General features: G+C 49.0%; 14 protein-coding genes. 1 reads left to right on the top strand and 13 read right to left on the bottom strand.

What is annotated here, in order from left to right:
* Nucleotides 1-4 precede the first annotated feature (4 nt).
* The 13 genes from hisA to hisG all read right to left on the bottom strand — a co-directional run bounded on the left by hisA (nucleotide 5) and on the right by hisG (nucleotide 13,139).
* Complete coding sequence (gene hisA, locus KW844_RS17230) at nucleotides 5-1,144, bottom strand: 1-(5-phosphoribosyl)-5-[(5-phosphoribosylamino)methylideneamino]imidazole-4-carboxamide isomerase (protein WP_218378017.1); 1,140 nt, start codon at nucleotides 1,142-1,144, stop codon at nucleotides 5-7.
* A 2-nt stretch (nucleotides 1,145-1,146) separates the two neighbouring features.
* Entirely contained in the window at nucleotides 1,147-1,737 is a 591-nt protein-coding gene (gene hisH / locus KW844_RS17225) for an imidazole glycerol phosphate synthase subunit HisH (protein WP_218378016.1), read from the bottom strand.
* A 7-nt stretch (nucleotides 1,738-1,744) separates the two neighbouring features.
* Nucleotides 1,745-2,545 carry a tryptophan synthase subunit alpha gene (gene trpA / locus KW844_RS17220; RefSeq protein ID WP_218378015.1) on the bottom strand — a complete coding sequence of 267 codons (801 nt, stop codon included), beginning with the start codon at nucleotides 2,543-2,545 and terminating at the stop codon, nucleotides 1,745-1,747.
* Between the two features lie 5 nt (nucleotides 2,546-2,550).
* Nucleotides 2,551-3,747, bottom strand: a complete 1,197-nt coding sequence (gene trpB, locus KW844_RS17215) for a tryptophan synthase subunit beta (RefSeq protein WP_370626499.1) — start codon at nucleotides 3,745-3,747, stop codon at nucleotides 2,551-2,553.
* Nucleotides 3,748-3,796: 49 nt separating this feature from the next.
* A complete protein-coding gene (locus KW844_RS17210) occupies nucleotides 3,797-4,438 on the bottom strand; it encodes a phosphoribosylanthranilate isomerase (RefSeq protein ID WP_218378013.1) in 642 nt (213 codons plus the stop codon).
* A 254-nt stretch (nucleotides 4,439-4,692) separates the two neighbouring features.
* Nucleotides 4,693-5,493: an indole-3-glycerol phosphate synthase TrpC gene (trpC, locus tag KW844_RS17205; protein ID WP_218378012.1), complete on the bottom strand. Its 801-nt coding sequence runs from the start codon at nucleotides 5,491-5,493 to the stop codon at nucleotides 4,693-4,695.
* Nucleotides 5,493-6,485: an anthranilate phosphoribosyltransferase gene (gene trpD / locus KW844_RS17200; RefSeq protein ID WP_218378011.1), complete on the bottom strand. Its 993-nt coding sequence runs from the start codon at nucleotides 6,483-6,485 to the stop codon at nucleotides 5,493-5,495. The genes trpC and trpD overlap by 1 nt, the downstream gene beginning before the upstream one ends.
* 54 nt (nucleotides 6,486-6,539) lie before the next feature.
* Nucleotides 6,540-7,109: an aminodeoxychorismate/anthranilate synthase component II gene (locus tag KW844_RS17195; RefSeq protein WP_218378010.1), complete on the bottom strand. Its 570-nt coding sequence runs from the start codon at nucleotides 7,107-7,109 to the stop codon at nucleotides 6,540-6,542.
* Nucleotides 7,110-7,111: 2 nt separating this feature from the next.
* On the bottom strand, nucleotides 7,112-8,521 hold the full coding sequence (locus tag KW844_RS17190) for an anthranilate synthase component I family protein (RefSeq protein WP_218378009.1): 1,410 nt from the start codon (nucleotides 8,519-8,521) through the stop codon (nucleotides 7,112-7,114).
* A gap of 255 nt (nucleotides 8,522-8,776) precedes the next feature.
* Nucleotides 8,777-9,913: a bifunctional histidinol-phosphatase/imidazoleglycerol-phosphate dehydratase HisB gene (gene hisB, locus KW844_RS17185; protein ID WP_218378008.1), complete on the bottom strand. Its 1,137-nt coding sequence runs from the start codon at nucleotides 9,911-9,913 to the stop codon at nucleotides 8,777-8,779.
* A complete protein-coding gene (hisC, locus tag KW844_RS17180) occupies nucleotides 9,910-10,983 on the bottom strand; it encodes a histidinol-phosphate transaminase (RefSeq protein ID WP_218378007.1) in 1,074 nt (357 codons plus the stop codon). Before hisC ends, hisB begins: the two co-directional genes overlap by 4 nt.
* Before the next feature lie 10 nt (nucleotides 10,984-10,993).
* Nucleotides 10,994-12,271 (bottom strand): histidinol dehydrogenase, encoded by a 1,278-nt coding sequence (gene hisD / locus KW844_RS17175; RefSeq protein ID WP_218378006.1) that lies wholly within the window; start codon nucleotides 12,269-12,271, stop codon nucleotides 10,994-10,996.
* A 13-nt stretch (nucleotides 12,272-12,284) separates the two neighbouring features.
* Nucleotides 12,285-13,139, bottom strand: a complete 855-nt coding sequence (gene hisG / locus KW844_RS17170; protein WP_218378005.1) for an ATP phosphoribosyltransferase — start codon at nucleotides 13,137-13,139, stop codon at nucleotides 12,285-12,287.
* A gap of 564 nt (nucleotides 13,140-13,703) precedes the next feature.
* On the opposite strand from hisG, the gene KW844_RS17165 reads away from it, so the two are divergent.
* The gene (locus KW844_RS17165; RefSeq protein WP_218378004.1) at nucleotides 13,704-14,546 is read left to right on the top strand and encodes a TraB/GumN family protein; all 843 of its coding nucleotides are present in this window, start codon (nucleotides 13,704-13,706) and stop codon (nucleotides 14,544-14,546) included.
* Nucleotides 14,547-14,555 lie beyond the last annotated feature (9 nt).

The following is a 14,555-nucleotide window of genomic DNA, read 5'->3' as shown; positions in this document are numbered from 1 at the left end:
ACTTTTAGAGGAATGTTTTTAATTCTGCCATAGAAATTTTCCCTTCGTAGATGGCTTTACCAATGATAACACCGCTACAGCCTATTTCCTGCAACACTGCCACATCGTTGATGTTGCTTACACCACCGCTGGCCACAAAGTTAATGCCCTTGAACTGCTCCAGGATTTTTTTATACAACTCCACGCTGGGACCTTGCAGCAGGCCGTCTTTCGCGATATCGGTACAGAAAATATTATGTACCCCCTGCGCAATGTTGCTTTGCAGAAAATCGTACACGGATAAGCCGGTAGTTTCCAGCCAGCCACCCACGGCAATTTTCTCTTCTTTCACATCAGCACCGAGGAAAATTTTATCCGCGCCGTATTGTTTTACCCAGCTGAAAAACAGCTCCGGCTCTTTGGCCGCCACGCTACCGATGGTAGCCAGGGCTGCCCCGCTTTCAAATACAATCTGCAGGTCCTTCTCTGTTTTGATGCCTCCGCCGAAGTCGGTCACCAGGGATGTTTTGCCGGCAATATTTTCCAGCACTTTCCAGTTTACCACGGCGCCTTTTTTGGCACCGTCGAGGTCCACCAGGTGCAGGCGTTTTACGCCCAGTGCTTCAAATTCTTTTGCTACCTCCAGCGGGTGCTCGTTATAGACTTTTTGCTGATTGTAGTCGCCCTGCGTTAATCGCACGCATTTACCATCGATGATATCAATGGCAGGAATTATTTCGAATGATGGCATGATCTTGCTTTCGATAGGAATCTGCATTTTTATAAATACGATTCCCTGCTTGGTAAAGTAATCACCTTGGGTTTTGTAGCCCAGTTTCTCATAAAAAGAAACAGCGGTATTGCGGGCATTACACCAGAGGGTTTTAACACCGTGTGACCGGCAGAAATCTGTAAGGTGCGCCAGGATAGCTTTTCCATAACCACGGCCCTGACATCCGGGATGGGTGGCCAGTTTGCGGAACTGCGCTTCCGGCCCCTGTAAAAACAACGAAACAACTGTTACCAGTTGTGTCCCTTCATAAACCCCAAAATGCAGCCCGTCATCGTCGCCTTCCACCTGCACCGCCTGTAGCGATTCATTCGGGTAGAGCACGTCTCTGCGTAGCTGCAATGTATCTGTTGCACTGATATGTTGAATATTCATCACTATACGTTCAGGAAATTTTCAATGATGCGGGAACCTGCGGTGGCAGATTTCTCCGGGTGAAACTGCACGCCGTAAAAATTATCTTTCTGCAGGGCGGAGCTGTAGTTGAGCACATAGTTGGTGATGGCTACGGTATCTGCGCCCAGCGCAGCGTAGTAGCTATGCACAAAGTACATGTAGCTGTTTTCCGGCACATGTTCAAACAGGGAGCTGTGCAGGTTGGTGATGTTGTTCCAGCCTATCTGCGGTATTTTCAGCAGGCCTGCTACGGATTCAAAGCGTTTCACCTGACTGTCGAAAATGCCGAGGCATTCGGTATCATTTTCTTCAGAGTGTTTACACATCAGCTGCATGCCGAGGCATATGCCCAGCACTGGCTGTTTCAAATCTTTGATCACCTGGTCCAGCTTGCGTTCCTTCAGGTAATTCATGGCAGTGCTGGCCTCGCCCACACCGGGAAAAATTACTTTATCGGCCGCACGGATCTCTTCCACATTATCCGTAACAATACCGGTTACGCCTATACGCTCCAGTGCAAACAGCACGGAGCGTATATTACCAGCGTTATATTTTACAATAACTGTTTTCATAATCAGTTTAAATAGTCTTTTCTCCTACGGCCTTGCCTCCGCGGATATTACCCACAAAAGCTTTTACGGTAGGAACAATATCTGTACTGGCTTCCAGTGCCCTGATGAATGCGGTACCTATGATAGCACCGTTTGCGTGCGCTGCTGCTGCATCAAAGGTAGGCTTGTCTTTAATACCAAAACCTATGAGCACGGGATTGTTGAGCTGGAGGCTTTTCAATCTTTCAAAGTACGCTTCCTGGTTGCCCATATCCTTGTCCTTTCCGGTGGTGGAGCTGGAAGAAACCGCATAGATAAAGCCTCTGCTGAGGGTATCTATTTTACGGATTCTGGCATCGCTGGTTTCCGGTGTTACGAGGAAAATCAGGTCCAGGTTATATTGTTCAAACAGGTGTTTATAATCCTGCTCATATTCTGCCATGGGCAGGTCCGGCAAAATTAATCCGTCTACGCCTGTTTCCGCACATTTTTTCAGAAAAGCTTCCACACCATATTGCAGCACCGGGTTAAGGTATCCCATGAGGATCACCGGTACGTGAATATCTTTACGGAATCCTTGCAGCTGTTCAAACAGCTGGTGGATACTCATGCCGTTTTTAAGGGCGCGGGTGCTGCTGTCCTGGATCACCGGGCCGTCGGCCAGTGGATCGGAGAAAGGCATCCCCAGTTCAATGATGTCCACACCGCTGTCCTGCAGCGCTTTCATGATAGGGAGGGTGCTGTTCAGCTCCGGATAACCTGCGGTGCAATATATATTCAGTATGTCCTTCTTTTTGGAAGCAAACAGTTGATCTATACGGTTCTGCATACTTGTTACTTTTTCATGTTGGTGATATATGTATTCAAATCCTTATCACCGCGGCCTGAAAGGCACAGTACCACTACATCTTCAGGCTTGAGGTCCAGGTCTTTCAGTTTAGCCAGGGCGTGGGCAGACTCCATGGCGGGGATGATGCCTTCGAGCAGACTCAGTTCATAGCCGGCTGCCAGGGCTTCATCGTCGGTAGCGTCGAGGAAGGTACCACGGCCGGTTTCATAGAGGTGCGCATGCATAGGGCCGATGCCGGGATAATCCAGACCAGCGGAAATGCTGTGTGGCTCTACAATCTGGCCATCATCGGTTTGCATGAGCAGCGTTTTGCTGGCATGGATGATACCAATTTTACCCAGCTTGGTGCTGGCAGCGGAAAAGCCGCTGTGGATACCTTTACCGCCCGCTTCTACTGCCACAATTTTCACTTCCGGTACGTCCAGGTAGTGGAAATAGGTACCGGCAGCATTGCTGCCTCCGCCAATACAGGCAACGAGATAATCCGGGTTTTCACGCCCTTCCTGTTCCAGCAGCTGCTTTTTGATCTCCTCACTGATAACCGACTGAAAACGCGCCACCATATCAGGATATGGATGCGGACCGGCAGCGGTGCCGAGGATATAATGCGTATCTACGGGGTTATTGATCCAGTCGCGGATAGCTTCGTTGGTTGCATCCTTCAGGGTTTTACTTCCGCTGGTAGCCGGTACCACGGTAGCTCCCAGCATTTTCATGCGGGCTACGTTAGGTGCCTGGCGCTCAATATCAATTTCGCCCATGTACACCACGCATTCCATACCCATAAGTGCACAAACGGTAGCAGTGGCCACGCCATGTTGCCCTGCGCCGGTTTCAGCAATGATGCGGGTTTTACCCAGGCGCTTCGCCAGCAGGATTTGCCCGATGGTGTTATTGACTTTATGCGCCCCCGTGTGGTTCAGGTCTTCTCTTTTCAGGTAGATCTTAGCGCCGTATTTAGCGGATAAACGTTTGGCGAAATACAGCGGGGAAGGGCGTCCTACGTAGTTCCGCAGGAGGTCCGTAAACTCTGCCTGGAAGCCGGGATCGCTGAGGACTTCCATGTATTTCTGCTGCAGTTCTTCCACATTCGGATATAGCATTTCGGGAATATAGGCACCGCCAAATCTTCCGTAGTAGCCGTTCTTATCCACATGATACCTGGATTTGCTAGTATCTATCGCAATGTCCATGATACAATATTTTTATGTTGACAAATGTTTGTTTCGCTTACAGTACCTGCTGCAGGGCTTTACGAAGGCCGGCAACAAATACACTTACTTTTTCCGGATTTTTCACTCCGGGACTATCTTCAAATTTGCTGTTGATATCCACGGCAAACAGCTGCGGCAGTTGCAGGTTACCGATTTCCGCTTCCTGGCCGGGGGCAATGCCGCCGCTGAGCAGGAAAGGATGCTGATAAGGATATTGCTGCAGCAACTCCCAGTTGAAACGGTCGCCGGTGCCGCCGTAGCCTTTTTCAGAGGCGGTATCAAACAGGAAATATTTTGTTACCGGGAGATAGGGACTGATTTCCTTTTCCCAGTTTACGTGGGCGCCTATACGAAATGCCTTTATCACCGGTACCTTGGTTTGCACTGCCGCGCAAAACTCCGGCGTTTCATCCCCGTGGAGCTGCACCAGGTCCAGTGCATAGTCCACCACGGTGGTGAGCACCTGTTCCATGGAAGCGTTTACAAACACGCCTACCTTAAGGATACCGGTGGTTTCACGTACAGACCGGGCATCAATGCGGCTGCCGGCAAAGCGGGGCGAGCGCTCGTAGAAGATGAAGCCGGCATAGTCGGCTTTGTTTTCTACCAGCATTTGCAGGTCGCTTAGTTTTGTTATGCCACAAACTTTTATTTGCATGTGTGTTGTTTTTTGCGGTAGATGCCTTCGGCATCTGTTGCGATCTTTATTTCTTGCAGAGCAGCATGTTTTGTTGTTTTTTTGCCCGGATTCCACCACCGACCTATTCGGTGGTGGAATCCGGGGATGAGGACCTTGGGTCCTCATCCCCGGATCGGAACAAAAGGCAGGCCTTTGCTGCTTACCTGCTTATGCTGCTCTGCGAGAAATAAAGAACTATTCAATCAATCCCGGCGCGCGAAGCGCGCCTTCGCTTACTTATTTTGCAGCGTGCGCATCTCCGTTACAAAATTCTCAAATGCTCTTGCCGGATCTTCCTGGCGCATAAAATGCTCCCCGATGAGAAATCCTTCAAAGCCGGCCTGCTGCAGCGTTACGATGGCAGCAGGATCATTAATCCCGCTTTCTGCTACCTTCAGCTTATCCGAAGGTATCTTTGGCGCCAGCTCACAGGAACGGTTAAAGTCTACCTGAAAAGTAATCAGGTCCCTGTTGTTGACACCCACCAGGTTCACGTGCTCACTTACTTTTTCCAGTTGTGATTCACTATGTACTTCCAGCAATACTTCCAGGCCCAGGTTATGGGCAAAGGTGGAAAGCTGCTTTACTTCGGCGGCTTCCAGGCATTCAGCGATCAGCAGAATTACATCCGCACCGATAGCTTTTGCTTCCACAATCTGGTATTCATCCACAATAAAATCCTTGCGGAGGATAGGCACCTGATTGTAACTGCGCGCCTGTTGCAGGTCATCGGAGGTACCGCCAAAAAACTTTTCGTCAGTAAGCACCGACAGGCCGGAGGCACCGTAACGGGTATACGCAGTAGTAACCTGCTGTACGGTCACGTTGCCGTTGATCAGTCCCTTAGAGGGCGAGCGACGCTTGAACTCCGCGATGATACCGGTTTTATCCGGCATACGCAGGAACTGGCAGAGGGAGAGTGTTTCTCTTCCAAACATGGGCGCCTGTTCCAGTTCTGCTGTGCTGCGTACCTGCTTGCGGGCAGCTACTTCCGTATGCTTATGGGCAACTATTTCTGCCAGAATATTTTTCATTATTGTAATGCTATCAGGTTCTGGAAAGATTTGTATGCATTGCCGGACTCCAGTGATTCCACGGCGGCGGCAAAGCAATCCTCGTAGGTGTTGTAGGTACCGAGACTATACAATCCCATAGCAGCGTTCGCAAACACTACGGAGTTTTGTGCCCAGGTGCCCTCTCCTTTGAGTATTTTCATAAAGATCTTAGCTGCTTCTTCCGGCGTATTGCCACCGTAGATATCCTCAGGGTGTACTTTACGCTTGCCCAGCTGCTCCGGTGTCCAGTCCTGCTCACCTTTGTTGGTGATAACCTTGGTATCGGCGGTGAGGGAAATTTCATCGTATCCGTCGAGACTATGAACAATCACAAACTGTTTATCGGTTTGCTGGAACAGGTAGTTGTATACGCGGGCCATTTCCAGGCTGTATACGCCAATGAGCTGGTGTTGTGCGAAGGCCGGATTTACGAGTGGCCCCAGCATATTGAAGAATGTACGGATACCAAGCTGGCGGCGTATTCCGGCTACATTTTTCAATGCAGGGTGGAACAGTGGTGCATGGAGGAAGCAGATGCCTGCGCCTTCCAGCTCAGCTTTCAGCTTGCTGTCGTCGTTCTTGAATTTGTATCCTACCAACTCCATGAGATTGGAGGCACCACTAACGGAGGATACGCCGTAGTTACCGTGCTTGGCTACTTTTGCACCTGCGCCGGCTACTACAAAGCACGACAAGGTAGAAATATTAAATGTATTTTTTGCATCGCCGCCGGTACCTACGATGTCCAGTACGTTGTAGCCGTTCAGGTTTACCGGGATACAGAGTTCGAGCAGGGCATCGCGGAAGCCCAGCAGCTCATCGATGGTGATGGAGCGCATGAGGAAAACCGTCATGAATGCGGCCAGTTCGCTGTCGTTATACATGCCTTTGGAAATGCTGGTGAGGATTTCTTTGGCGGCTTCGCGACTAAATGTTTTATGTTCGAAGAGGTAGTTTAAAATCTTTTTCATGGTGATATTAGTGATAGACTGAAGAAATAGATAAGCGTGAAACGTGGTGGCAGATTACATTTCCAGCCAGTTTCTCAGTATCTGCTCTCCCTGTGGAGTGAGTACACTTTCCGGGTGGAACTGTACGCCGCTCACGTCGTAGCTTTCGTGTTGCAGTGCCATGATGTAGCCATCTTCATCTCTGGCGGTAATGATCAGCTCCGAAGGGAGTGTTTTTTCGTCTACCACCCATGAGTGATAGCGGCCTACTTCCAGTTCTTTCGGCATATTGTTAAAGAGGCGGCCGTTGTCTGCAATGATTTGCACATTGGTAGCCACGCCATGGTATACTTCTTTCAGGTTGATGAGAGAGGCGCCAAAGGCCTGTCCTATCGCCTGCTGGCCAAGGCATACACCGAAGATGGATTTGGTTGGTGCATATTCTTTGATCAGCGGCAGCAGCAGTCCTGCTTCTTCCGGGATTCCCGGGCCAGGGGAAAGAATAATTTTATCGTATTCTTTTACTTTCTCCAGCGGAATTTCGTCGTTGCGTACAACGGTTACTTTACCGTCTATGATTTTTTCAACCAGGTGTACCAGGTTATAGGTGAATGAGTCGTAGTTATCAAATACAAGGATATTCATGACTAAATTTTTTGCGCCAGCAAGATGGCCTGTTTTAAAGCATTGAGTTTATTGTTCACTTCTTCCAGTTCGGAGGAAGCTACTGATTTGGCCACCACGCCGGCTCCCGCCTGGTAGTACAGCGTATTCATTTTGCTGAGTATGGAGCGGATCATGATAGCGTGATTGAAGTTGCCGTTGAAACCTACTGCGCCTATACAGCCACCATAGAAGCCACGGGCGGTAGGTTCGTACTGGTCTATTATTTCCATGGCCCTGTATTTGGGAGCGCCGGAGAGCGTACCGGCAGGGAAGGTAGAAGCCAGGAGAGCAAAAGGATTGAGGCCTGGTTCCAGTTTACCTGTTACTTCACTTACGAGGTGAATCACGTGAGAGTAGTATTGTACTTCTTTGTAAGACTGTACCGCTACGTCTTTAGCGTTTCTGCTGAGGTCATTGCGTGCAAGGTCTACCAGCATCACGTGTTCTGCATTTTCTTTCGGGTCCTGGAGGAGTTTATCCGCCAGTGCTTTATCCTGTGCATCATCACCGGTGCGGCGGAACGTGCCTGCAATCGGGTGTATGGTAGCTTTTCCATCACGGATTACCAGCTGGGCTTCCGGTGAAGAACCCATTAATTTATAATCGCCGTAATCGAAGAAGAAAAGATAAGGTGAAGGGTTGATGGAGCGGAGGGCGCGGTATACGTTGAATTCATCGCCGATGTAAGATTGCTGGAAGGCTCTGGAGAGTACTACCTGGAAAACATCGCCCCGGAAGCAGTGTTGTTTTCCCTGTTCTACCATCTGCATGTATGCTGCGTCTGTCATGTTAGACGACTCTTCGCCTACAGCGGTGAAAGGATAACCGGGTGAGTCTTTATGGCGTATCAGTGATTCTATCAGTTCAAAATCGCTTTCGATGCCATCCACCTGGTTTTCGATGAGGTAGAGTTCATCTTTGAAGTGGTTAATTGCTATCACGTACTGGTAAAAACGGTATCGCATGAGCGGGATCACATTGGCGGACTGTTTTTCCTTATTGAATTCGATGGTTTCGAAGAACTGTACCGCATCAAAGGTGGTGTATCCGAAAAGGCTTTGTGCGAGCGGGATTGGATTGCTACCGGTGAAGGTGAAGTTCTTCAGAAACTTCTCAATTTCTCCTGTTACGGCCTCTTTGTTTTTGAGTTGTTTCTTTTCAACGGGGAGGTTGGGGTACTTGAATTCAAAATTGGTGGTGGAAGTAACTTCAATCCCTGCTATGGGCTTGATACCGATAAAGGAAAAGCTGTTTTCACTGGCTCTGTAATCGGTACTTTCGAGGAGAATGGAGCCCGGGAATTTGTCACGGAGTCGCAGATAGATACCCACCGGCGTGAACACGTCCGCCAGCATCTGTTTGGATCTCGTTTTTACTTGGATGGTACGCATGACTGATATGATAACCTAAAAAGTGAAAGTGAAATTTTTTGTAATAGGAACCGGATAAAAAGCCGAAGGGCCCGCTGTGTAACAGCGAGCCCTTCAAATATATTTCAAGACGAAACATGGCACTGTAACACAGATCAAGGATTGATTCCGTGCCACCACCAATATTTATTTGTCATGATATTCTGCATAGTGAGAGCAAAAATGAAACATTTTTACATTAAATGCAAATAATTTTTTTCCATCCGGAAAGAAAAATTACAGCACTCCTTTGGTACTAGGCAGTTGCATTTTTGATGGGTTGCGCTTTACAGCCACTTTCACGGCTTTGGCAAATGCTTTAAAAATTGCTTCTATCTTATGATGCTCGTTCTGACCTTCTGCTTTTATGTTGAGGTTAGCTTTTGCACCGTCTGAAAACGACTTAAAGAAATGATAGAACATTTCGGTAGGCATCTCTCCTATTTTCTCCCGGTTAAACTCAGCTTCCCATACCAGCCAGTTACGCCCACCGAAGTCGATGCCCACTTGTGCCAGGCAGTCGTCCATTGGGAGGGTAAAGCCGTAGCGCTCTATGCCTCTCTTATCGCCCAGGGCTTTGGCCATGGCCTCTCCCAGCGCGATGCCGGTATCTTCTATGGTATGGTGTTCATCGATATGCAGATCACCTTTAGCAGTGATTTCCAGGTCGATGCTGCCGTGGCGGGCAATCTGGTCCAGCATATGATCAAAAAAGCCCAGTCCGGTCTCTATTTTCGCTTTGCCGGTACCATCCAGGTTTATATTTATGGAGATGTCGGTTTCGTTTGTTTTGCGTACATGCGTCACCGTTCGAAGTCCCACTTTGAGAAATTCGTATATACGGTCCCAGTCGGTGCTTTCGAGCGCAATTACTTCACGCAGGGTGGCGGCGCTGTCCTGCACTTCGGCGTTGCCGAGGCCGTTGCCTTCGTTCATCCAGATGGCTTTGGCACCCAGATTTTTGGCCAGCTGTACATCGGTGATGCGGTCGCCGATGACGAAAGAGTTTTCCAGGTCGTACTCACCGGTGAGGTATTTGGTGAGCATGCCGGTACCGGGTTTGCGCGTGGGTGCATTATCCGCCGGGAAAGAGCGGTCGATAAACACTTCATCGAACTGCACGCCTTCATTTTCGAATGCACGGATGATAAAGTTCTGGGAAGGCCAGAAGGTATCTTCCGGGAAGGAGGCGGTACCGAGGCCGTCCTGGTTGGTAACCATGGCCAGCTCATAGCCCAGCTCCCCTGCGATGCGGGCCATGTTCACAAATACTTTCGGATAGAATTCGATTTTATCCAGGCTGTCGATCTGGTAAGTGGGCGGCACTTCTTTGATCAAAGTACCATCACGATCTATAAAGAGCACACGTTTCATGCAGAAACAGTTTTTTCGGTTTGTGGTTGATAAGATTTCAGGGCATCCATGAGTTCCAGGTTCTCCGCTGGTGTACCGATGGTGATACGTAAGCAGCCGGCGCAGAGCTCTACTTTGGAGCGATCCCGAACGATAATTCCTCTCGCTGTAAGGAAATCATAAATACCCCTTGCATCGATGGTTTTAACGAGGATGAAGTTGGCATCGCTGGGGTACACCTGTTGTACCAGTGGCAAAGCCTCCATGGCGGCGGAAAGCAGGTCACGCTCGATCACGATTTCGCGTATCCACTCGTTTACCTGTGTTACGTTGTCCAGGGCCTGTAATGCCAGTTCCTGTGCGGCCTGACTGATATTATAAGGCGCTTTCACCTTGTTGAAGATGTGGATAATATCCTCGCTGGCGAAGGCCATGCCTACGCGGAGTGCTGCCAGTCCCCATGCTTTGGACAGGGTTTGCATTACCACCAGGTTAGGATATTCCGTCAGTTCCTGGATAAAGGATTTCTGGCGGGAGAAGTTGATGTAGGCTTCGTCTATCACCACGATACCGTCGAAGTTATTGAGCAGGAGTTCAATATCAGCGCGGTTGATGGAGTTGCCGGTGGGGTTGTTAGGACTACAGATGAATATCAGTTTGGTATTTTCATCGATCGCTTCCTGGAGGCCGGCGATATCCAGCTGGAATTCCGGGGTGAGGCTCACCTTGCGGATGACAACGTCGTTGATATTGGCGCTTACCTCGTACATGCCGTAGGTAGGCGGGCAGAGGACTACGTTATCCACACCCGGGCGACAAAAAGCGCGGTAGAGGATATCGATGGGTTCATCGCTGCCGTTGCCGAGGAAGATATTTTGTGGCGGCACGCCTTTGATATCGGCGAGCTTGTATTTCAGTTTCCATTGCAGGGGATCGGGGTAGCGGTTGTAATTCACCGGCAGTGGCGATCCGAAGCCGTTTTCGTTGGCATCTATGAATACCCTTGCTTCGCCTTTGAATTCGTCGCGGGCGGAAGAATAGGGTACCAGTCTTTTTATATTGTCCCTCAGGAGGGAGTTGAGATCGAACATTTCAAAAGCTTTATTTCGGGTTATTAATTTGTTTGAGTCGCACCGATACGGCCTGTTTATGGGCATCGAGACCTTCTGCTGCCGCCATAGCCTCTATGGTGGCGCCTATATGGCTGAGGCCATCCGGGGTTATTTGCTGGAAGGTAATCTTTTTCACGAAGCTATCCAGCGATACGCCGCTATAGGCTTTAGCGTAGCCGTTGGTGGGCAGGGTATGGTTGGTACCGGAGGCGTAGTCGCCGGCGCTTTCCGGGGTGTAGTTCCCGATAAACACCGAGCCTGCGTTGGTGACCATTGCTGCTACCTCGCTGGCTGCGTTGCAGGCCAGGATGAGGTGTTCCGGTGCGTAGGCGTTGAGCATGGACATGGCCGTGTTCAGGTTATCAACGAGGATCATGCGGCTGTTGGCGAGGGCGCCGTTGGCGATGTCTTTACGGGGCAGCAGGGCGAGTTGTGCGTCCAGGGCTGCCTGTACGTCGTTGATGACTTTTTCGCTGGTGGTAACGAGTACAACCTGGCTATCGGGGCCGTGTTCGGCCTGGGAGAGCAGGTCGGCGGCTACGAAGTCGGGCACGCAGGTATCATCTGCGAGGACGGCCACTTCAGAAGGGCCGGCGGGCATATCGATGGCGAGGCCGTCTTTATTCACCAGTTGTTTGGCGCAGGTAACGTATTGGTTACCGGGGCCGAATATTTTATATACCTGCGGTACGGATGCTGTACCGTAGGCCATAGCGCCGATGGCTTGTACCCCGCCGATGGTAAACACGCGGGAGATGCCTACGAGTTTGGCCGTATACAGGATGGCGGGATGCAGGGAGGGTGTGCAGAGGATGATTTCCTTGCAGCCGGCGATCTTTGCGGGGATGCCGAGCATGAGGATGGTAGAAAACAGGGGGGCGGAGCCGCCTGGGATATAGAGGCCTACTTTTTCGATGGCCACTGATTTACGCCAGCACTGTACACCGGGCATGGTTTCAATTACCGCCGGGGCGGACTGCTGTGCGCTGTGGAAGGTGGTGATATTTTTTGCTGCCTGTTGGATAGCCGCTTTGAGGGCGGGTTCCAGGGCTGCTTCTGCCTCTTCGAAGGCGGCCGGCGCTACTTCGAAGGTAGCGGCGGTGAGCTTATCGAATTGTTCAGCATACTTTTTCACGGCAGCGTCACCATTGTTTTTAACATCCCGGAGGATGGCATCTACTTTTTGCTCCAGTGCGGAAGTGTCCATCACCGGGCGTTTCAGGATGTTACTCCAGGTGTTTGCCTCCGGGTATTTATAAATCTGCATGATTAAGTTCAGTTTAGATCACCATTTTTTCGATAGGTACCACGAGGATGCCTTGTGCGCCGGCGGCTTTGAGGCTTTCGATGATATCCCAGAAATCATTTTCGTTCAGCACGGAGTGTACGGAGCTCCAGCCGGCTTCGGCGAGGGGCAGTACGGTAGGGCTTTTCATGCCCGGGAGCAGACTGATAATCTCCTGTAGTTTATCGTTAGGCGCATTGAGCAGTACGTATTTATTGTTTTTTGCTTTTTTAACGGCCTGGATACGGAACAGCAGTTTATCGAGCAGCTTGGATTGTTCCGGCTGCAGGTGGTGATAGGCGGCCAGTACGGCTTCTGATTTCAGGACGGTTTCTACTTCTTTGAGTCCGTTCATGAACAGGGTGGAGCCGCTGCTGACGAGGTCGCAGATAGCATCGGCGAGGCCTATGCCTGGTGCTATTTCCACGGAGCCGCTGATTTCGTGGATTTCGGCGGTCACGTTATTTCTTTTCAGGAATTCTTCTACAATTACCGGGTAGCTGGTAGCGATGCGGGTATTGTGAAGGTCTTGTACACCGTTGTATTCCGATGATTTGGGTACTGCCATGGAGAGGCGGCATTTACCAAAGCCCAGTTTTTCTACGATGTTTACCTGTTTTTTCTTTTCCAGCACTACGTTTTCGCCCACGATACCGATATCGGCTACGCCGTCTTCGATATATTGAGGAATATCATCATCACGAAGGAAGAATACTTCCAGCGGGAAGTTACTGGCTTCGGTTTTTAATTTGTTGACACCGTTGTTGATGTCGATCCCGCATTCCTTCAGCAGTTTGATGGAATCGTCGTGCAGGCGGCCTGATTTCTGGATGGCGATTTTAAGTTTCATCTTTTGGACAAATAAAAAGGGCTTACCGATCCGGTAAGCCCTTGATGATGATCAATATGTTTGTATACACAAAATCATCCCAGCCTACCGGTGCGGTAAGTATGATGGTGATGATGTGTATGGATATTCTGTTTCATAATTCGGGTACAAAATTAGAAAGAAATCCAATAAAAAAAATATTTTTTTTCGGGGAGATGGAATGGTAATAAATCCTTAACAGTGGCGTGTTTGGGCGGGAAGTGCTATTATGTAAGTGCTGTTATAATTGATATGTAAGCGCTGTTATATTTAATACATAAGTGCTGTTACTCCACATACTACCGATATAAATACTGAAACAACAGCATTCACATCTCCCGAAAAAAATTTTACAGCAACTGTAACGAAAAAGGGAAAGCGAATACTAACGAAGTAAATACTGAAACAACAGCATTCACATCTCCCGAAAAAAAATTTTACAGCAACTGTAACGAAAAAGGGAAAGCGAATACTAACGAAGTAAGTACTGCTAGCAGCAAATAAAATTTCAACACAAACAATTCATCTGTTAAACATATTTAAATCATGAAAAAAATTATCCTCGTTTGCCTGACTGTTATATGCCTGTTTACTTTACAAACAAATGCACAATCCGTACTTTGGAAAGTAAGTGGCAATGGCCTTGAAAAGCCTTCCTATTTGTTTGGTACTATACATATGATATGTGCCGGTGATTTTGAGATCAAACCAAAAGTTAAAGCCGCGCTGGAAGCCGCTGACGCCTATGTGATAGAAACAGACATCCATAGTCCGGAAGCCCGGAAAGTAATGCAGGCAGCCGCTATCAGCCAGGAGCCGCAAAGTAAAAGACTGAGTGCCGCGACTTACAAAGAAGTGGATTCCATATTGATGAAACATCTTAAAATACCATTCCAAAAACTGGATAATTATACACTTGGCACCATTAACAGCATTCTGGTCATGGGCACCTATAAGTGTACTGATCTGAAACAATATGAAACAGAACTCCGCAAACTGGCCATGGAAAAGCAAATAAAAATGGACACACTGGAATCGGTAACAGCACAAATGGAATTTTTCAACAAGACCTACAACGATGACTACACTATTGCACAGATGCGGGCATTTGATGACTATAGCCAGGTACTCACCAGTATGATCACCAATTATAAAGCAGAAAATTTCAAGCAGCTGTATGCTGAAATGACGGCCGAAAAGTTCATGGATAAAAATTCAAAGCACTGGCTGCTGCATGTAAGAAATGCGAACTGGGCAAAGAAAATGCCTGCAATGATGCAAAAAGGCAGTAACTTCTTCGCCGTTGGAACGGCACACCTGGGTGGTGAGGATGGTTTGATTAAGCTGTTGCAAAACCAGGGCTATACGGTAGAACCTATTCTGAACTAAAGCATTCCC

The sequence above is a fragment of the Chitinophaga sp. sic0106 genome, assembly GCF_019219075.1.
Lineage (GTDB): Bacteria > Bacteroidota > Bacteroidia > Chitinophagales > Chitinophagaceae > Chitinophaga.
Note: the sequence above shows the minus strand (reverse complement) of the source record. Positions and strands in the feature narration are given on the sequence as shown.